Source organism: Psychrobacter aquaticus CMS 56 (genome assembly GCF_000471625.1).
In the GTDB taxonomy this organism is placed as follows: domain Bacteria; phylum Pseudomonadota; class Gammaproteobacteria; order Pseudomonadales; family Moraxellaceae; genus Psychrobacter; species Psychrobacter aquaticus.
The window spans coordinates 38810-57876 of record NZ_AUSW01000006.1; the positions used below are offsets into that span (position 1 = coordinate 38810).

General features: G+C 43.0%; 19 protein-coding genes. 10 read left to right on the plus strand and 9 right to left on the minus strand.

Going from position 1 to position 19067, the window contains the following annotated elements; genetic code table 11:
* Window positions 1-433 precede the first annotated feature (433 nt).
* Both rho and M917_RS00450 read left to right on the plus strand, forming a co-directional pair.
* The gene (rho, locus tag M917_RS00445) at window positions 434-1702 is read left to right on the plus strand and encodes a transcription termination factor Rho (protein WP_021812775.1); all 1269 of its coding nucleotides are present in this window, start codon (window positions 434-436) and stop codon (window positions 1700-1702) included.
* 526 nt (window positions 1703-2228) lie between these two features.
* Window positions 2229-2468 carry a glycine zipper 2TM domain-containing protein gene (locus tag M917_RS00450; protein WP_021812776.1) on the plus strand — a complete coding sequence of 80 codons (240 nt, stop codon included), beginning with the start codon at window positions 2229-2231 and terminating at the stop codon, window positions 2466-2468.
* A 135-nt stretch (window positions 2469-2603) separates the two neighbouring features.
* On the opposite strand, the gene ypfJ is transcribed toward M917_RS00450, so the two are convergent.
* Window positions 2604-3491: a KPN_02809 family neutral zinc metallopeptidase gene (gene ypfJ / locus M917_RS00455; protein WP_021812777.1), complete on the minus strand. Its 888-nt coding sequence runs from the start codon at window positions 3489-3491 to the stop codon at window positions 2604-2606.
* A gap of 429 nt (window positions 3492-3920) precedes the next feature.
* Here ypfJ and M917_RS00460 point away from each other — a divergent pair, with 429 nt between their 5' ends.
* Entirely contained in the window at window positions 3921-4292 is a 372-nt protein-coding gene (locus tag M917_RS00460) for a hypothetical protein (RefSeq protein WP_021812778.1), read from the plus strand.
* Window positions 4293-4550: 258 nt separating this feature from the next.
* Here the strand turns inward: M917_RS00460 and M917_RS00465 are convergent, their stop codons facing one another.
* From M917_RS00465 to rpmI, 5 genes are all read right to left on the minus strand, one after another.
* Window positions 4551-4850 (minus strand): integration host factor subunit alpha, encoded by a 300-nt coding sequence (locus tag M917_RS00465; RefSeq protein WP_021812779.1) that lies wholly within the window; start codon window positions 4848-4850, stop codon window positions 4551-4553.
* A 229-nt stretch (window positions 4851-5079) separates the two neighbouring features.
* On the minus strand, window positions 5080-7497 hold the full coding sequence (pheT, locus tag M917_RS00470; RefSeq protein ID WP_021812780.1) for a phenylalanine--tRNA ligase subunit beta: 2418 nt from the start codon (window positions 7495-7497) through the stop codon (window positions 5080-5082).
* Between the two features lie 81 nt (window positions 7498-7578).
* A complete protein-coding gene (gene pheS / locus M917_RS00475; protein WP_021812781.1) occupies window positions 7579-8634 on the minus strand; it encodes a phenylalanine--tRNA ligase subunit alpha in 1056 nt (351 codons plus the stop codon).
* A 430-nt stretch (window positions 8635-9064) separates the two neighbouring features.
* Window positions 9065-9421, minus strand: a complete 357-nt coding sequence (gene rplT / locus M917_RS00480; RefSeq protein WP_011281252.1) for a 50S ribosomal protein L20 — start codon at window positions 9419-9421, stop codon at window positions 9065-9067.
* A 150-nt stretch (window positions 9422-9571) separates the two neighbouring features.
* Window positions 9572-9769, minus strand: a complete 198-nt coding sequence (gene rpmI, locus M917_RS00485; protein ID WP_011281253.1) for a 50S ribosomal protein L35 — start codon at window positions 9767-9769, stop codon at window positions 9572-9574.
* Window positions 9770-10269: 500 nt separating this feature from the next.
* On the opposite strand from rpmI, the gene hisI reads away from it, so the two are divergent.
* The 6 genes from hisI (at window position 10270) to M917_RS00515 (ending at window position 16121) form a co-directional block, all read left to right on the plus strand.
* The gene (gene hisI / locus M917_RS00490; RefSeq protein ID WP_040641530.1) at window positions 10270-11118 is read left to right on the plus strand and encodes a phosphoribosyl-AMP cyclohydrolase; all 849 of its coding nucleotides are present in this window, start codon (window positions 10270-10272) and stop codon (window positions 11116-11118) included.
* Window positions 11119-11543: 425 nt separating this feature from the next.
* Window positions 11544-11822 (plus strand): Sec-independent protein translocase subunit TatA, encoded by a 279-nt coding sequence (gene tatA, locus M917_RS00495; protein WP_021812783.1) that lies wholly within the window; start codon window positions 11544-11546, stop codon window positions 11820-11822.
* A 56-nt stretch (window positions 11823-11878) separates the two neighbouring features.
* Window positions 11879-12532 carry a Sec-independent protein translocase protein TatB gene (tatB, locus tag M917_RS00500; protein WP_021812784.1) on the plus strand — a complete coding sequence of 218 codons (654 nt, stop codon included), beginning with the start codon at window positions 11879-11881 and terminating at the stop codon, window positions 12530-12532.
* Window positions 12529-13398, plus strand: coding sequence for a twin-arginine translocase subunit TatC (gene tatC, locus M917_RS00505; RefSeq protein WP_040641494.1), 870 nt, complete (start codon window positions 12529-12531; stop codon window positions 13396-13398). The genes tatB and tatC overlap by 4 nt, the downstream gene beginning before the upstream one ends.
* 113 nt (window positions 13399-13511) lie before the next feature.
* A complete protein-coding gene (locus tag M917_RS00510; protein WP_021812786.1) occupies window positions 13512-15011 on the plus strand; it encodes a UvrD-helicase domain-containing protein in 1500 nt (499 codons plus the stop codon).
* Window positions 15012-15101: 90 nt separating this feature from the next.
* Window positions 15102-16121, plus strand: coding sequence for a tRNA dihydrouridine synthase (locus M917_RS00515; RefSeq protein ID WP_040641497.1), 1020 nt, complete (start codon window positions 15102-15104; stop codon window positions 16119-16121).
* Window positions 16122-16173: 52 nt separating this feature from the next.
* Here M917_RS00515 and M917_RS00520 read toward each other — a convergent pair whose 3' ends face one another.
* A complete protein-coding gene (locus M917_RS00520; protein WP_021812788.1) occupies window positions 16174-16599 on the minus strand; it encodes an MAPEG family protein in 426 nt (141 codons plus the stop codon).
* A 14-nt stretch (window positions 16600-16613) separates the two neighbouring features.
* Window positions 16614-17027 (minus strand): OsmC family protein, encoded by a 414-nt coding sequence (locus tag M917_RS00525; RefSeq protein WP_021812789.1) that lies wholly within the window; start codon window positions 17025-17027, stop codon window positions 16614-16616.
* A gap of 489 nt (window positions 17028-17516) precedes the next feature.
* On the opposite strand from M917_RS00525, the gene M917_RS00530 reads away from it, so the two are divergent.
* Window positions 17517-18035: an RNA pyrophosphohydrolase gene (locus M917_RS00530; protein ID WP_021812790.1), complete on the plus strand. Its 519-nt coding sequence runs from the start codon at window positions 17517-17519 to the stop codon at window positions 18033-18035.
* Between the two features lie 175 nt (window positions 18036-18210).
* Here M917_RS00530 and M917_RS00535 read toward each other — a convergent pair whose 3' ends face one another.
* On the minus strand, window positions 18211-19026 hold the full coding sequence (locus tag M917_RS00535) for an NRDE family protein (RefSeq protein WP_021812791.1): 816 nt from the start codon (window positions 19024-19026) through the stop codon (window positions 18211-18213).
* Between the last annotated feature and the right edge of the window lie 41 nt (window positions 19027-19067).

Consider the following 19067-nt stretch of genomic DNA (forward strand, 5'->3'; position numbering starts at 1 on the left):
TTTTTTATGCAAAAAACGCAATTATATGAATTTTTTGGCAAAATTTATTGACAACGCCATTGTGAAGACCGTATAGTCTGCTGACAAGAGAAAACTAACGGTTTTCCTAAATGTCTTATCGCTATTCTCCTCGTGTTTATCAACAAAAACACAATCGTCGTTATAAATACCATTGCTAAACGAAATGACTAAACAAAATTACTGATACTGAGTTTTTGACGCAGACTCTTATGTAGCCTTTTTATCTTTATTTCTTATTACCTTGCATTGACTGATTGCAATTCGTACATAAGCTGACACGCAACATCCAAACTACATAATTTTTAGCTCTGTGCACGCATCCTCTATCGCCACACTATCGTTGTTTTAATCAATGTCGTGACTTGTGCTGCTAATGGCATCTCTCATCTGATCAATTGCTAATGACCTATCTATGAATCTAACTGAATTAAAGAAAAAATCAATCGCTGAGCTACTGGCCATCTCCAAAGAAATGGGTCTTGACAACATGGCGCGTAGCCGTAAACAAGACATTATCTTTGCTATTTTAAAAACGCATGCCCGTAACGGCGAAGCCATATATGGTGACGGCGTCCTTGAGGTTCTTCCTGACGGTTTTGGCTTTTTGCGCTCATCAGAAGGCTCTTATTTGGCCGGTCCTGACGATATTTATGTCAGCCCTAGCCAAATCCGCCGTTTCAGCCTCAAAACTGGCGATAGTATTGCTGGTACGATTCGTCCGCCCAAGGATTCTGAGCGTTATTTTGCCTTATTAAAGGTTGGTGAGATCAACTTTGACACACCAGATCGCTCACGTCATAAGCTGATCTTTGAGAACTTAACGCCGCTATTCCCTACGGAACAGTTAAAGCTGGAGCTTGGGAACGGTACGACTGAAGATTTGACCGGTCGTATTATTGACCTCATCGCCCCGATTGGTAAAGGTCAGCGTTCTATCATTGTCGCACCGCCAAAAGCTGGTAAAACGATGCTGTTACAAACCATCGCTCAGTCGATTACTCGTAACAATCCCGAGTGTTATCTCATCGTGCTACTAATCGACGAACGTCCAGAAGAAGTCACAGAGATGGTGCGTACTGTTCGCGGTGAAGTGGTTGCCTCTACCTTTGATGAGCCGCCACAGCGTCACGTACAAGTCGCCGAAATGGTCATCGAAAAAGCCAAACGTTTGGTCGAGCACAAACAAGATGTTGTCATCCTACTTGACTCTATTACTCGTCTTGCCCGTGCTTATAACACCGTTATACCCTCTTCAGGCAAAGTGTTGACTGGTGGTTTGGATGCCAATGCTTTAGAGCGCCCAAAACGTTTCTTTGGTGCAGCACGTAACGTTGAGGAAGGCGGTAGTTTGACCATTATTGCCAGTGCGCTGATTGATACGGGCAGTAAGATGGACAGCGTTATCTTTGAAGAATTTAAAGGCACGGGTAACCAAGAAATTACGCTTGAGCGCGATTTGGCAGAAAAACGTGTTTTCCCTGCGATGAATATCAAAAAATCTGGTACACGCCGCGAAGAGCGTCTGCTGGATGAAGACAAACTGCGTAAAATTTGGATTTTACGTAAATTGCTACAGCCAATGGACGGGGTTCAAGCCACTGAATTTTTATTGGATCGCCTAAAAGAAGCGAAAACCAACGATGAGTTCTTTGAGCAGATGAAACGCAAATCACAAAACTAAGTCAAACCTATTGCTTTTTAAGTGATTGGCTAAATATAGTGGATGAACGATAAAATATAATAGATGTACGACATTTACAATCAAGACCGCCTGCTGGTGGTCTTTTTTTATAGCACCAAAAAAGTCACCAGTAAACGCGGTCAATTTTACATAGTGAGTTCATGATAAAAATGATACAGCGGGGAATGGTATGCTTATCTTTAAACGAGAAGTTTCGCAGACTCTCTCGGCGTAGGCACAGAAAGAAAATTTTTTGCCAGTCTCACTTTATAATGTCTTGTATCAGTTTTATTCAGTATCGGCTATATGATTAATAAAAAATAACATGAATGCTTCAATACATCGACACAGTGGAGAAACATATTTTACAAGTTGCTTGCAAAGCTTAGCGCTTTTACTACGCCTAGAAACAGTTGAATAGAGTAATATCAAAAGCAGAATAAACATACCTTGCTATCAAACTTAGATGTAAGAATATCGTCTTTTAATTTTGATAAAACAACTTGATAACCTAACAGGTGATACTATGAAATTTGCTAAAACTATCGCAATGACTGCGCTTACCAGCTCTGCTCTTATTATGGGTGGCTGCGCAGCAAGTGGCGGATTCAATAGCGGTGTGAGCAATACCGCCAAAGGTGCAGCAGCTGGCGCTGCTGCGGGTGCTCTTATCAGAAGTAAAGGCGACAGTAAAGACATCGCACGCGGTGCATTAGCTGGTGCAGCAGTCGGTGCAGGTGCAGGTTATGTTATTGATAACAACTAAATCTTTCTACTCTGATACCATTTGACAATTGGTTGGATGGTACTAGATAAAAGATGATAAAAAGCCTGCAATCAATTGCAGGCTTTTTTATGCATTTTCATTTTTTCGTGACATGCTCATAATGCATCACTGTTTTTAAAGCGCACCACTAAAAGTATCACAAGATTGGATATTGCCACTTTCCAATCCACGAGTGAACCATTGAACACGCTGCTGACTGGTGCCATGCGTAAAGTTGTCAGGTACTACCGCACCGCCACTTGCTTGTGCTAAGCGATCATCACCGATTTGGCTAGCGGCATTGATGGCTTCATCGATATCACCCGCTTCCAAGAACTGTACTCGCGCTTGATTACGCTGCGCCCAGACGCCCGCAAAACAATCAGCCTGTAGCTCTTGTAACACAGATAACTTATTGGCTTCTGCACGCGTGACTTGACGACTGGCCTCACTCACTTGCTGACTGATACCCAATAATGTCTGAACATGATGACCGACTTCATGCGAGATAACATAAGCTTGAGCAAAATCACCCGCCTTACCTTGGTTATCTTGACCACCAGAGCCTTGTTCATCGCCCACAATCCCTAGATTCTGACGCATCTCCACAAAAAACGACGTGTCCAAATAAATAGTCTGATCGCCTGGGCAGTAGAATGGGCCAGTCGCAGAGCTAGCGCTACCACAAGCTGAACTGACTTGACCATTAAAGAGAATTAATGATGGCTCTTTGTAAGTACTGCCTGCTTCGTTGAATATTTGATGCCATACTTCTTCGGTATCGGCTAATACCACTTTCACAAACTGTGTGTCTCTATCGGTACTGGTTGCAGGTTCAGTAGATGCGCTATCCCCACCACCGGTGACTGCTTGACCCGTTTGCAGGGCGGTCATTGGATTTACTCCAAACACCAACCACAAAATACCTGCTATAATAATACCGCCGATACCACCGCCGATCATCTTTCCGCCGCCCTTACTGGTACGTACGTTAGAACTGCCTCGTCTGCCTTGCCATTTCATAATTTTATTCCTCAAACATACGATATACATCAAGAGTCGTATTGACAGTTATTCATATAATATAATTGTTAGCGCAATATCACCCGATTAGCTCGTTTCATCACAATTGCACCTATACAAGTACTGTAGAAGATTGGCAATATCATAGAAATCAAACTTCGGAACAGCACTCTAGAGTGAGTGATGTTGTTGATTATACTTATGTTAATTCATATTTTTGTATGAGAAATTATATTAAACAGACAATCTAAAATAATTTTTTCATTTATATTGTTACTTAATTGTACGGACTATTTCTATTTAAATAAAAAACATATAGAATGCGTGGAAGCTGAGTAGCTGTGACTAAGATGAGTTGAATTCTGAGAAATCTCGGATTTCAACCTTTGTTGCTGCTACTGCTCATTTCATTTTCCCGGAGAAAACCTTATGAACTTAAAATTACTTGCTCTAGCTGGTATCATGACTGCAACTATGGGCCTAACTGCCTGTGACAGCAACAAAGAAAACGCTGCTGAAGATTTATCTGACGCGCAAGAAGAAGTGACTGATGCTTCACAAGAGCTAGACCAAGCTGCTACTGAAGGCGAAGTTACTGCTGACGCTGATGCTGCTGTTGCCGGTGCTGAAGCTGAAATTGCTGCTGCTCAAGCTGCCACTGCTACTGAAGAAATGGACGCTGAAGTTCCTGTAGACGGCGCTACTACTAGCGTAGACGTAGCTAGCGAAACTCCTGCTACTGATCCTGCTGCTGTTGACGCCGCTGACGAAGTTGTAGTTGTTGAAGAACCAGCTCAGTAATTTTATTGCTTAAGCAATAAATATACTGTAGTAAAAAAAGAGAGCTTTTGCTCTCTTTTTTTATGTTTGTCATTTATGATTTCAAATAACATAACCTAATTACTAACGTCATTTTCACATTTTTAATTAAAAGGGAAAACGTGTGTCTGTATGACATTGATTAAGCCTAATCAGTTTGACACAGCTAACCATATTTTTTGAAATTAGGGCGTGTCCTCAATCTGAACGAAAACGACAATACTGACACGTAAATTTATCTTAGGTATCAAATAAACGCTCATCAACCTTTTGACGAAATTTTTGCCCAGTTTTGAAAGTCACCACACGACGTGCAGAAACCGCAACAGGCTCTCCTGTCTTGGGGTTACGACCTGGACGACTATTTTTGTCTTTTAGCTCAAAGTTACCAAACCCTGAGAGCTTAATTTCTTTGCCATCGATCAAACTTTCTGACAATTCATCAAAAAAGTTTTCTACCAGACAACGACCTTCTTGGCGTGTTAGGTTAAGATGACTCATCAAATGCTCAATCATGTCAGATTTGGTTAAGGTGTTCACAGTACGACTCCTATGCTATGTCGTGATGTCTCATATTATGGTTTAGCGGTATGAGGATGACTGTTGATTATTATAAAGGTTTTTTACCCTCTTTTTAACAAAGACTGCATTAAAATCCTTTATTAATAATTACTTAGCATACTCTACCAATAACAATTCCTATAAAAAGCAATGCTCTGTAAGCCAGATCAAAAGACTACAGAGCATTATGTGTTGTCAATACTAAATTTTAGCTGTCACGCAGTTGCGCGCCGTGCTGGTCAACCAGTGCTCGTACAACGTTATCAGTCGCAGTTTTTACGGCTTCGTCAGACAACGTTTGCGTACTTTCTTGCCATATTAATGCAAAGGCTAACGAACGCTGACCTGCGGGTACTTTGTTACCTTGATAAACATCAAATAACCATAAATTGGTCAACAGTTTCCCAGCAGCCGCACGCATAGTCGATGTCAGTGTCTGTAAACTGATGTCGCTATCTACCAAGATAGCAATATCGCGGCGAACTTGTGGAAATTTGCTTGGCGTGGTGATTGCATGCTGCTCACGGGCAAGCGCTAACAATGGTGCAAGTGACAATTGAGCGACCCAAGTGGCTGGTAAGTCTAATTGCTTGGCAGTATTAGGATGTAATTGTCCCAGCCAACCGATATATTCATCATCGATATACAATTTGGCACTTTGGCCTGGGTGCAAAAAGGTCAGCCCACTGCGCTCATAGCGGATACGTACGTTATCAATTTGCGCTGGTAACAGCTGCTCAATATCATGTTTTAAGTCATAAAAATCTAGCGCACGGTTTTGATAGGCTTGTTCGTCCCATATATCACCAACTGCCACCAAAGCGATGCTTGGCGTTTGTACCAACTCGCTAATACTTTGTCCGACAAAGCTAAGGCCCGTCTCAAAAAAACGTACGCGCGGCTGCTGACGGTTTAAATTATACTGTACACATGGCAATAAGCTTGACAGCAGAGTACGGCGCATTACGGCTAAATCGCTAGAAATAGGATTTGCCAGTGCCAGGACTTTTCCTAGCGCATCATCATCCAGCAAGGCTTCTATTTTGGCATCACTAAAGCTGAAGCTAATCGCTTCCATATAACCATTATCGACTAATGCCAGCTTCATTTCGTGAGTTAGATCTGCGGTATCATCATAATCCATGCTCACTTGCAGGTGTGGCAAGACGCTTGGGATATTGTCGTAGCCATAGATACGCGCAATTTCTTCAATGAGGTCTTCTTTGATGCTCATATCAAAGCGATAAGATGGTGGCTTGCAAACAAGTGCCTCGCTTTGTTGCTCTACCTCAAAGCCCAATTGAGTCAAGATACGCACCATCTCTGATGGGTCAATTTCAATCCCGATGACATCACGTACTTTAGCGATTGGCAACGCGATTGGCGCACGTTTCGGTAAGTGCTCAAGGTTTTCGACCGCTACTATCTGACCAGCTTGGCCACCCATGATGCTAGTGATTAAATTACAAGCTCGTGCCAGTGCTATTTTTGGCAACTCAAAATCGACCCCACGCTCAAAACGCTGTGAGGCATCGGTATGCAGTCCAAAACGGCGTGCGCGCGCAGCAATAGCAAGTTGGTCAAAAAAGGCGCTTTCTAACAAGATGTTAGTTGTACTGTCAGTAATACTACTGCGCTGACCACCCATGATACCTGCAAGGGCAAGTGCACCTTCATCATCAGCGATAACCAACTCATCGCCAGTCAGCGTAATAGTTTGCTCATTAAGCAAGGTAATGGTTTCATCTGGCTGTGCCAAACGTACCACAATATCGCCTTTGATCTTATCAGCATCAAACGCATGTAATGGTTGACCTAACTCCATCAGCACATAATTGGTCACATCAACTAAGAAGTTATGCGAACGTAATCCCGACTGAACCAACGCATCTTGCATCCATTTTGGCGTATCGATGCTACGATCAATATCACTAATTGACTGCAATAAATAACGAGGACACGCTTCTACTGCACTCACTGTCACCGCTGGTATCGCGCCGTTATCAACGACGGCTACATTATCAGCGACTTCTGGCATTTGCATAGATAAGTCATTAATGACTGAGATCTCGCGAGCAATACCGCGGACGCTAAAACAATCGCCACGATTTGGCGTGATCGAGATATCGAGTATCTGATTGTCTAATCCTAAGTATTCACGGATATCTTTACCAATTGGCGCATCTTCAGGTAATTCAAGCAAACCATCAATGTTATCCACCAAATCAATTTCAGAAGCACCGCACAGCATACCGTTAGAGGCAACACCGCGCAGCTTGCTTTTCTTAATTTTGAAACCTGTCTCTTTATTACTGGCATCATCACTCGGCAATACTGCACCAACGGTGGCAACTGGCACTTTCATACCGACCGTCACATTAGGCGCACCGCAAACAATTTGTAACGGCTCAGCATCGCCGATATTTACTTGCGTAACGCGCAACTTATCCGCATCTGGATGCAGCTCGACGCTGATGACTTCACCAACGACCACACCACTAAAGGCACGAGCAACCGCATAACGATCGTCAATCTCTAACCCTGCCATGGTTAACTGTTCAGCCAATTGCTCACTGGTATTCTTGGGATTTACCCATTGACGTAACCATTGTTCGCTAATTTTCATAAATATCTCGGATCAGAATTTTATAATAAAGATTTTGGAGTAAAGGTAGTCGTATGCATATTAACAACCGAAAGCGACAATCTAGCCAAACTGTTTTAAGAAGCGTACGTCGTTTTGGAAAAACAAACGCAAATCATCGATACCATAATACAGCATCGCAAAGCGCTCAATACCCATCCCAAAAGCAAAGCCTGTATATTTTTCAGCATCAATACCGCAATTGGTTAGTACTTGTGGATGCACCATACCGCAGCCCATGACTTCAAGCCATTTACCATTATCATCGAGGATATCTACTTCAGCAGAAGGCTCAGTAAATGGGAAAAATGACGGACGAAAACGCACGGTCAGTTCTTTGGCAAAAAACGCTTCTAAAAACTCACTAATCAAGCCTTTTAGCTCAGCGAAAGTGCTCGACTCAGTCACCATAAGCCCTTCTAGCTGATGAAACATCGGTGAATGGGTTTGGTCAGAGTCATTGCGGTACACACGACCGGGGCAAACAATACGAATCGGTGGCTCATTTTTCTCCATCGTACGAATCTGTACCGGACTGGTGTGCGTACGTAATAGATAATGTGCATCAAAATAAAAGGTGTCATGCATCGCGCGTGCAGGATGGTGCGACGGGATATTAAGCGCCTCAAAGTTATAGTAGTCGCTCTCGACTTCGGGGCCAGTTGCCACGTTAAATCCTGCTTGAATAAAATACTGCTGCATACGCTGGGTAATCATCGTGACTGGATGCAAGTGACCTTTTTGACCACCGCGAGCAGGTAAGGTAATGTCAATGCTTTCGCTTTCTAGCTTGGCATTAAGCGCTGCTACTTCTAGCTGTTGCTGTTGGTCTGTCAGTGTTTGCTGAATGCGGCTACGCACCTGATGCAACCAGCCGCCGTAGGTTTTTTTGTCATCAGCATCTAGTTTTCCCATTTGCTTTGACCAGCCAGTTAATAGGCTTTTTTTACCAGTCAATTGCACACGCAAATCTTGCAGTGTACGCGCATCAGTGACTTGTACAATGAACGCTTCAGCAGCATTTGCAAATTCGGTGAGTTGAGCTTCGTTAAGCTCATTGAGCTCTGAAGACAAGGTCGGTAGCGCCGACAAGTCGTTGGTGGCAGCAGGGTTAGTCATAAGACGCATTATTCCTGATTTGAACGGACTATTAATTGTAGGGATTTGACCAAATATTGCAAACCATTTACCCAACCATTTTAAAAAAAGCCAATGATATAAATGGCTTGAATATTTAGACAGCTTAAATCCTGATTGATTATCAACGCTATTGTTGATCCTAAATAAAAGAGCTACAGCATTATAGCGAGAGACTGGTACAAATTTTTCTTGCTTACTGTGCCTGCGCAGACAGAGGTGACAGTAAATTTACCCCCGTTTCGCTGACTCTTTTTTATATTGACCTGACTATATCATATTAAAATTAATACTATAAAAAAAGCCACCGACCAGCGGTAGCTTTTATTAATATCATACTATTAATCAATATTAGTCCTATCCATCTAGATAACTGCTTAAAGAAGCGTGATACCTAAAGGACGGTTAATATTTAGGCCAATTCCGCTTTTGCTTTTTCGACCAATGCGGTGAAAGTCGCTGCATCATGCATAGCGATGTCAGCAAGTACGCGACGATCGATTGCGATGTTAGCTTTTTTCATGCCATTGATAAAGCGGCTATAGCTTAAGCCGTTTAAGCGTGCACCAGCATTGATACGTGCAATCCAAAGACGACGGAAAGTACGTTTTTTGTTGCGACGGTCACGATAAGCATATTGACCAGCTTTGGTCACTGCCTGTACCGCTACGCGGTAAACACGTGAACGGGCACCGTAGTAGCCTTTTGCGCGTTTTAGGATTTTTTTGTGACGACGATTCGCCTGTACACCACGTTTTACACGGGCCATAAATTACTCCAAGATTTCTTTAATTACTGTTAAACGAATCACGATGTCATTGAATAATAGACATCGTTATCAGATTGCAAAGTCAGATGTTTTTAATTCAGTCGCTATTCATTAAACAGCGCTTAATTAAAGATAAATGACGATAGCCTACTAGATGTATGGGCACATACGACGAACTGCTGCTTCGTCAGACTTGTCCACCATCTTTAGACCGCGCAACTGGCGAATACGCTTAGCTGATTTCTTGGTCAAGATATGGCTTTTGAATGCTTGCTTACGCTTAAAGCCGTTCGCTGTTTTTTTGAAGCGTTTAGCTGCACCGCTTCTGGTTTTCATCTTAACTTTCATGATGATTTGCCTCTTTGTCTTTGATAGAACCTGGTCGTCAAATAGTCAATAACGGATAGTGGCTATAAAAACAAGCCCTAAACCTCTATTTGCCTCGAGGTGGGAGGCGCTATTTTAGCAGATAGTGCGCTGTTTTGCCAAGGAAACTTTTATTCCTAGCCAAGTAAACAACAACTATAATAATCTAGCAGTAAAAGCTATCTTAATAAACTTTGCCATCAAAATTGTCATCGAGTTGCAGATTCTCTCCCAAATAGATTGAATGTCAGCTTAAGCTATGTTTAAGTATAAGATGGACTATGAGACAAGCCAAACGCTACAGTTGATCCTAAATAAAAGAGATATAACTATTATAAAATGCTGTTAGCATAACTTTTCTTGTTTGCTGTGCCGTTGCTGCCAGAGGCTGCGAAAATTTGTCCTAACAGTATTCACTTTATCGTGAATTGACTATATCAGAACAACCTATTATTTTTACCCATAAAGAAGACGGATAAATGATGACTTTACCTACTTGGCTGGCTGCCGTAAATTTTAATGCTGATGGCTTGATCCCTGCTATCGCGCAAGATCATGAGTCTGGGCGTATTTTGATGATGGCTTGGATGAACGCTGAAGCCTTACAACTGACCGCACAAACGCAGACAGCAGTTTATTTTTCCCGTTCACGCGCCAAATTATGGCATAAAGGTGAGTCATCAGGGCATACGCAGACCGTACACGATATTCGCTTGGACTGTGATGCAGATGTAATCGTTCTTAGTGTCACTCAGGCAGGTGGTATCGCCTGTCACACAGGGCGAGAGTCTTGTTTTTATCAGCGTTTAGATTTGTCTGGACAAACACCTGAGTGGCAAACCGTTGACAAGGTATTAAAAGACCCTACCGATATTTATACCTCAAACAAGTCAAGCCATACTCACCTGCAAGCCGACGATACGACGGCGAATAATACGGCCGACACCGATTCTGACACTACTCACATTCAAACCAACAATTATTCTGTGTTACAACAGCTTGACCAAGTCTTAGCAGAACGTAAGCAGGCAGATAGCGACAGCTCTTATGTCGCCAGTTTATACGCAAAAGGTTTGAATAAAATTTTAGAGAAAGTTGGCGAGGAAAGCGTAGAGAGTATCATCGCTGCCAAAGATTTTGCCAATTGTGATGAAAGTAAAGACAAAGCTCAATACGACGAAGCACGCCATGAGCTCATCTATGAAGTGGCAGATGTCTGGTTTCACACATTAGTTGGTTTAGCGTGGTTCGACATAGAGTCAGACGCCGTGTTGAACGAGCTGGGACGGCGCTTTGGTCTCTCAGGTATCGATGAAAAAGCGGCTAGATAACTTAAGCTACTCAATAGTCGATACCAAGTAAAATGAATACACGACATCATGATACGGAACTGGTATAAATTTTTCTAGCTTGCTGTGTTTACGCCGACAGAGGCTGCGAGAAATTGATGCCAGTCTCGCTGACGCTCTTTTATAGTGGCTTGACTATAAATTAAGCAACTACCCTGTTTGATTATTGTTGTTTTCACCTTTTTGTCATAACTGCAGGTTATAATATAGCTCTGTTTTACCTCGTATTATATGTCGATGTTTTTTGTTTAATGTAGTCGTTCCAATTGAAAGAATTATGTCAGTCGTACGTTACTTTGAACAACTATATGAATGACTTTTTTATTTTGAACTGACTATAGGTAAGTTTTCTTACAAACACAAAGCATTCATATAAAGATTGAAAACTAAGTTACAAGGATACCATTATGGGCAGTTTTTCTATTACGCATTGGCTGATATTACTAGTGGTTGTCGTTGTCGTATTTGGCACTTCAAAACTTAGAAACGCTGGCAAGGATTTGGGCGGCGCTGTCAAAGGTTTTAAAGAAGCCGTCAAAGACGAAAATACAGATCATGCTAAAAAGCAGGTTGTCCTTGACCACGATGGCAATGCACGAACGACAAATACAAATCACTCAGCAAGCACCAAAATTAGTGATGTCGATATCAGCGCCACCCCTGTTGATGATAAGCACAACGTATAATACCTGCGGCACTTAGCCTGCCACACTTAGCACTTAGATAGTGACATTCAACCATTATGTTTGATATTGGGTTCTCGGAATTACTTCTCTTTGGCGTCATTGCCTTAATTGTCTTGGGCCCAGAAAAACTGCCTCAGGCAGCGCGTACGGCTGGGCAATGGTATGCCAAAATACGCCGGACGGTCTCTACTTTGCAGTCTGAAATAGAGGCTGAGCTTGACTTGGCTGAGACACGGCAACTCATGCAAAAAGAGCTTGCCAAAATTCGTCAAACTGAGGCGGATATGAGGCGAGAAATGGCAGAGATACGCGGCAACATGAAAGAGTTTGAGCATTCTCAGAGCCAGAATTTAAAGCCGTCGCAAACTGCGTCTAATAATAAACGTGGCGAGAGCGACATTGCTAACAATGAAGACGTTCAGGATAAACAATCACAAAATCATGAGCCGTTATCAATACAAGGTACTGAACAAGTTGCTAAGAAAGGGGATGACGAGAATATAAAAAACGCTTCTCGTAATGATACTCGTCAAACTATTCAACCTCTCACCACCCGACCGTGGGAAAACATGTGGTTCCGTCTTGGCGCTTATGATAAAGCCCGTCGTCTGCCCGTACCGCCGTATTTACCTAATTATAAGGCTGATGCTTTATTAAACAGTCATTTAGGTAAAGAGTTTGCTGTAAAGGAACAGGTGACTGATTCATGATGTTATTCAAACGCAAAAAAAGCCGCCAAGAAAAAGTCACCGATTCAGATATTGCTGATTCAGATATCAAAGCCGCGACCGCGACCACTCCTAATGATGAATCTACCGATGTGTTAAGCACATTGGCTGACATGCCTATCACCGAACATCTGATTGAGCTGCGTCGGCACTTAATCAAGATATGTGTAGCTGTCTTAGTGATCTTCTTAGCTTTGGCAGGGTTTTCACGCGAGCTATATAATTTCTTATCAAATCCCTTAGTTGCACAGTTGCCCGCCAATTCAACCATGATTGCGACAGACATCACTTCGAACTTTATGGCACCGATACGTCTGACCGTATTTGTTGCCGCATTTTTGGCGATGCCCTTTATCCTGTATCAAATCTGGTCGTTTGTTGCACCCGGTCTATACAAAAAAGAAAAGAAAATTGCCATCCCAGTACTGATGTCTTCCATCTTCTTATTTTATGCTGGTGTGGCTTTTTCTTATTTTATTGTGCTTAAAGGAGTGTTGAAATTCTTTATCACGTTTGCGCCACAAAACGTATTGCCGATGACAGATATCGACAGCTATCTAAGCTTTGCACTGAAACTGTTTATGGTGTTTGGGTTAACATTTGAGATTCCAGTTGTTACCTTGCTGTTGATATTGGCGCGCATTGTCTCCATTCAGAGCCTAGAGGAAAAACGCCGATATATTATTGTTGGTTGTTTTGCGGTGGCCGCAGTCGTTACGCCACCTGATGGCATATCGATGTTGATGCTAGCGATTCCAATGTGGTTATTGTTTGAGCTTGGTTTATTTTTGGCCAAAATCTTAATTAAAGAAGAGTCCAATCCTCCTCTGGTTGCAGAGAAAGAATAAAAAGCTTATTGTGACGCTTAAGCATCGCCATCATCCGCCAGCCATTGTTTATTCAGTGGCTTTTTTTGCCTCCGTTGTTTTTACTCATTTTTTGTACTTTAGGTAGCTTTATTATGTCCGCATCTATGCCAGCTTATATGAGCGATCCCACTGATGAGCAGCTGAATGCGCTGAATATGGCTATGGATCATCAGTCATTTAAAGTGGTCGCTTATGCAGGTGCTGGCAAAACGACAACGCTCAAACTAATCGGCGAACGTCTACGCGGACGGGGTTTGTATTTGGCTTTTAACAAAGCGATTGCCAATGATGCTCGGCAGAAATTTCCACCACATGTAGAATGTCGCACGTTTCACTCGCTTGCTTATCGCCATGTTGCTCGTGATATTACCGCAAAACTGTCCTTGCCCCGTTTTTCACCTAAGCGTCTTGGTGATGATTTAGGATTGCGACCGGTGCAAGTACGTCGGCAAATGGAGGGAGTGAATAAATATATTACGCTCACGCCAGCTCGACTCTCACGTTTTGTCAGTGATGCGGTAAGCAACTTCTGTAGTACTCATGCCAGCTATCCTGCGCCTCGGCACATACTATTTCCGAGTTGGCTTGATGCGTCGGACGCAGAGCAGCTGCGTGAAATGCTCTACCCTGCTGTGGAACAGCGCTGGCTACAGTCGATTGATGCCCGTCATCCTGCTGGTATTGGTCATGATATTTATTTGAAGCTTTGGGCGTTGTCTAAACCTAGTATTCCTGCAGACTTTATTTTATTTGATGAGGCGCAAGATGCTGACCCATTAATGATGGGAATCTTGACGCAGCAGCCAAGGCAGGTCATTTATGTGGGTGACGCTCATCAGCAAATTTATGAATGGCGCGGCGCGGTCAATGCAATGAAAAAACTACCATTGCCGCAAACCTTATTGACGCAGTCTTTTCGCTTTGGCGAACCGATTGCGGAAGTGGCCAACACGCTATTAAAAGCATTACAAGAAGACGTACCCTTAAAAGGCAATCCTAATAAACAATCCTCTACTGACAAAGGCATGGTACACAGTAAAAAAGATGCCATTTTGTGCCGTACCAATGCCGCTGCCATGACGCAGTTGTTGACAGGACTGAAGCTTGGCCACCGCGTGGCGCTACAAGCCGATACCGATCGTATGCTCAAATTCTGTCAGGCTGCTGAAAACTTAAAAAACGGCAAATCAGCTTATGGCGTGCCTGAGCTGGCGTATTTTTACAATTGGGGTGATGTACAAGAATATGCGGAAACCAATGAGGGCAGCGACCTAAAAACACTGGTCAAACTGGTTGATGATCATGGTACCAATGTACTCAGTCAAGCGGTCAATAGCCTGACCAGTATCGAAAATGCCGATTATGTCATCTCCACGGCACATAAGGCAAAAGGGCTCGAATGGGGGAAGGTACAGCTTGATGATGATTTCTATTATGATATCACCACCAACGCGGTCAAAATCAGCCCAGAAGAGTTGCGCCTGCTCTACGTGGCTTGTACGCGTGCGCAGAGCAATTTAGACATTCATAATATCAAAGACTTGATATCAGGGTTACAGACGGGCAAAAAAGTGATTTTCGGCAATTCTTAATATTCTCATTCTTGTTAGCATGAGCACATGCGCATTGTTACCCTCTAAAACCCTTTTACCACCTCAATTTTTAATGACGATTACTGCGCCATGAATAATAATCAGCCACTTCAAGTACGCCAAAACACCATACACCAATTCTTCGCCAATCCCGTCCGCCTCCTTGCACCAATGGAAGGGTTAACCGATCCGCTCATGCGCCAAATTTTGACCCAAATTGCAGCAGATTTGGGGCGTCCTTATGATTGGTCGGTCAGTGAGTTTATCCGCGTAACGCAGCACGTCTTGCCCGCGCATGTATTTTATAAGTACGTCCCCGAGCTGCATCATGATGCCAAGACTGCTTCTGGCACGCCAATTCACGTGCAACTGCTTGGTAGTGAAGCTCAGCTCATGGCAGAAAATGCCGCTTATGCTGCCGAGCTTGGCGCACCAGCCATCGATATCAATTTTGGTTGTCCTGCCAAGACGGTTAATAGTCATCGCGGCGGCTCCGTATTGCTTGATGAACCAGAAGTCATGTACGAGATTATCAGCGCCGTACGCCGAGCCGTTCCTGCTCATATCCCAGTATCCGCAAAAATTCGCTTGGGTTATACCGATACCAGCAAGATGGATGACATTCGCGGCGCGATTGCTGATAGTGGGGCGGATTGGCTAACCATTCATGCGCGCACCAAGACCCAAGGCTATAAGCCGCCAGCTTATTGGGACAAAATTCAGAATTTTAATTCGCTAAGTATTCCAGTCATTGCCAATGGTGAGATTTGGAACGCTGAGCAAGCACAGAATTGTATGATGCAAGCAGGTACGCAGCATTTGATGTTAGGTCGCGGCGCAGTCACGCGTCCTGATCTGGTGGCAAGAGTCGATAATGACAATAATAAAAATTCAGAAAACCTAACTACATTATTATGGACGGACTTGATTGCTCATCAAATTAAATTTTTAGAGGGCGCGGCCAAAAGCGATGTGGTCTTGGTCGGTCGCTATAAGCAATGGCTAGGCATGCTAACCAAAGGTTATAGCGAGGCTCAGACACTATGGGAAGGTATCAAACGAGAAAAAAATAGAGCAGTCATTATTAGCGCACTGCAAGCCAGTGTCTGATAATAATCAACTGCCTTCATTTTGAAAAGATAACCGCTATATATGTTTGACGTTAAACGCTCACGCGAATCGCTAAATAAAATAACATCACACAACAAGCAATCGATAACACCCAAAGAATAGAGCGGAACGTTGCCAAGTTGGTGATGTAAGCCACGCAATAGCCGATCCGAATCAATACATACAGCCAAGCCAACGTGTTGATAATCAGTTGCGGCACAAAGAACAACATCGCCACCAAGACTGCGGCCAAAAATACTGGCAACGTTTCATAACTGTTTTGCTGTGCTGCGTTAGCACGAGCTGCCGCACCTGTCGTATTTTGCAAAAAATCACGCGGATGCGAGTTGTCAGCCAGATGAAACCCGCCAAACATTTTCGCTGTCAAAGCCATTGCTAATGGCAACAAGCTTGCCACCACCATTGCCCAAATTGCTGACGCAGCTGTATCAGAGACCAATCCAAAGATTGCATTCATTAGTATCTTTGCCCCTACCCTGCAATAACTTCAAAATCATGAGTAATATTTACACCGCCTTGTACCAGCATCCGACTGGCCGAGCAGTATTTTTCTGCTGATAAATGAATGGCTTTTTCAACTTGCTTGTCTTTAATGTCTTGACCCGTCACGATGAAATGCATATGGATATCAGTGTATACCGCTGGTACGGTTTCGGCACGCTGTGCGGTCAGCTCACAACGCACGTCTTGTACCTCTTGACGAGATTTTTGTAGAATCGATACCACATCATAACTGGCACAGCCACCAAGCCCTAACAAAATCAGTTCCATTGGGCTGGCACCTTCTCCTTTATCGGCATCGATTTGTACGTTATGTCCTGACGGTGATACGCCCATGAATGCTTTATTTTCTTGCCATGTAACGCTTGCTTTTGATTCTGACATCTTAGCTTATCCTTATATCAATGGGCACGTTGCCTATTTTTATTGTCTGAAATATATGCAGTTTGCCTAGTGTAGCATAAGCAAAAGCGAGATTTTATAACGTCCGTGTCTGATATTGTCGTCATCATGGTAGCAATGAACATTAATATCCTTATTTCTCAACAATTTGCTTTTCACAAATAATATTTTATAGCTGGCTTGATAAGTAGTTAGCCAGTTCACATGCTAACGCCAACCTCTCTATATCGTAATATTTTTAAAAAAACTTACAAAAGTCTAATTATAACTTACTGATTTTAAACCGTAAAACTCGTGAAACATTTTATAGCAAAATACTGTTACACATTTTGCTTGTTTCTTGGTTTAATAAGCGTAATTAATCTTATTTTTACCTGATATCGATAATAATCACCTTATAATAATTATGATTGCTATCACGATGTCCTGTTTAAATAAGCAATATTTTAAACAAATTAAAAAGGTTTAGTCATGATAGATGCAGACGGCTTTCGCGCCAATGTCGGCATCATCTTGGCAAATACACAAGGGCAAGTACTGTGGGCAAAACGTATTGGTCACAACGCTTGGCAGTTTCCGCAAGGTGGTATCGACCGCGGGGAGACGCCGATGGATGCAATGTATCGCGAGCTCTGGGAAGAGGTCGGCCTACATCCGCGTCACGTAGACTTATTGGCAGTGACGCAAGATTGGTTGCGCTATCGTCTGCCAAAACGCTATGTGCGGCATGGACAGCACCCTTTGTGTATTGGGCAAAAACAAAAATGGTTTTTGCTACGCTTAGATGAGCCGAATACCCAACACATCCGCTTTGATGAAGGGAAACCTGAATTTGACCATTGGCAATGGGTCAGCTACTGGTATCCACTCGGACAAGTGATTCACTTTAAACGAGGGGTATACCGTCGTGCCTTACAAGAATTGGTACGCGAACTCCCCCTAAAGCAAGAGCTGATTATTCCTCAACAAGACAATCATTTGCTGATGTAATCAGCGTCTTGATTGATAATGTCACAAACGATACCCACGTTAATTGTTAGAGATTTTAGCAATTAACGTGGGTATTTTTATGGGTGTTCTTGCTCGGTTGCTTTGCTTACGCAGTGAGAAGATACGACATTTATCCTAACAACTTTGTGTTCGTTGTATAGCGACTCAACTGTAGTCATTTTGAACAGTCATCAAACTCTCGGCTAATAATTTCAGCAGTCACATGAGCGCTTTTATTACTATGTTTGCTCAATGTTAAAATACTTTGGGTACGTGTGCCATAATTTGGTACATTTTTTCCATTATGGCCAAAAGCAACAGGTTCGATATAAACAGAAGACAGTGTTTGCTCAATCTCAAACGCCATACCGGTGTCAGGTAGTTCGTCTACTGGCGCTTTTGTGTGATCGGATAATACGTTAAAAGCAGCTTGTTGCCAGTATTCAGGCGAGTTATTCTCAGCAATTAGTGGCAGCACTTCTTGCCGCAACCTGCCACGTAACCGTTCAGTTTTAAACCAACTATCCTCTGGCTGGCCATTAGAGATAACATGCAGCCCTGCATATAATGGCGTGGGCGCATGACCACGATTATTGATGATAACGGCTTGTGTCGCATCGCCAACGATAAGGTTGAAGCCTGCATAGGCTTGCAAATCAATGTTGCGTGCAAAATCCATCGGACTTAAACAGCTGGTTAAAAATTCAGTTACTAACGCTCCACGTGAGCGCTCGTCATTGCTCGCTTGTACACCATCGCGAAAATTCAGTACCGCAGCCCAGCGTCCATTGTGTCGATAAATACCCTTATGCGCTTCTTGATGAACACCTAACCACGTACCACCACTTTGCTTATCACGCCCAGCATAAATAGGCTGATCAGACCATTGATGTAACGACTCAGTTGGCCGCTCCAGAAATTCATCACGATTGGAAAACGCCACTAAAGGCAGCTCATCAAATAATTGCCAAGCAATAGCGACGATACACATAGTATTCCTTTTATAATAGTCTGTTGTGCGCGAGATTCTTG

Bases quoted from the DNA above. Each gene is read 5' to 3' on its own strand.
- rho (WP_021812775.1), top strand. From the start codon at position 434: ATGAATCTAACTGAATTAAAGAAAAAATCAATCGCTGAGCTACTGGCC.
- M917_RS00450 (WP_021812776.1), top strand. From the start codon at position 2,229: ATGAAATTTGCTAAAACTATCGCAATGACTGCGCTTACCAGCTCTGCT.
- ypfJ (WP_021812777.1), bottom strand. From the start codon at position 3,491: ATGAAATGGCAAGGCAGACGAGGCAGTTCTAACGTACGTACCAGTAAG.
- M917_RS00460 (WP_021812778.1), top strand. From the start codon at position 3,921: ATGAACTTAAAATTACTTGCTCTAGCTGGTATCATGACTGCAACTATG.
- pheT (WP_021812780.1), bottom strand. From the start codon at position 7,497: ATGAAAATTAGCGAACAATGGTTACGTCAATGGGTAAATCCCAAGAAT.
- pheS (WP_021812781.1), bottom strand. From the start codon at position 8,634: ATGACTAACCCTGCTGCCACCAACGACTTGTCGGCGCTACCGACCTTG.
- rplT (WP_011281252.1), bottom strand. From the start codon at position 9,421: ATGGCCCGTGTAAAACGTGGTGTACAGGCGAATCGTCGTCACAAAAAA.
- rpmI (WP_011281253.1), bottom strand. From the start codon at position 9,769: ATGAAAGTTAAGATGAAAACCAGAAGCGGTGCAGCTAAACGCTTCAAA.
- hisI (WP_040641530.1), top strand. From the start codon at position 10,270: ATGACTTTACCTACTTGGCTGGCTGCCGTAAATTTTAATGCTGATGGC.
- tatA (WP_021812783.1), top strand. From the start codon at position 11,544: ATGGGCAGTTTTTCTATTACGCATTGGCTGATATTACTAGTGGTTGTC.
- tatB (WP_021812784.1), top strand. From the start codon at position 11,879: ATGTTTGATATTGGGTTCTCGGAATTACTTCTCTTTGGCGTCATTGCC.
- tatC (WP_040641494.1), top strand. From the start codon at position 12,529: ATGATGTTATTCAAACGCAAAAAAAGCCGCCAAGAAAAAGTCACCGAT.
- M917_RS00510 (WP_021812786.1), top strand. From the start codon at position 13,512: ATGTCCGCATCTATGCCAGCTTATATGAGCGATCCCACTGATGAGCAG.
- M917_RS00515 (WP_040641497.1), top strand. From the start codon at position 15,102: ATGAATAATAATCAGCCACTTCAAGTACGCCAAAACACCATACACCAA.
- M917_RS00520 (WP_021812788.1), bottom strand. From the start codon at position 16,599: ATGAATGCAATCTTTGGATTGGTCTCTGATACAGCTGCGTCAGCAATT.
- M917_RS00525 (WP_021812789.1), bottom strand. From the start codon at position 17,027: ATGTCAGAATCAAAAGCAAGCGTTACATGGCAAGAAAATAAAGCATTC.
- M917_RS00530 (WP_021812790.1), top strand. From the start codon at position 17,517: ATGATAGATGCAGACGGCTTTCGCGCCAATGTCGGCATCATCTTGGCA.
- M917_RS00535 (WP_021812791.1), bottom strand. From the start codon at position 19,026: ATGTGTATCGTCGCTATTGCTTGGCAATTATTTGATGAGCTGCCTTTA.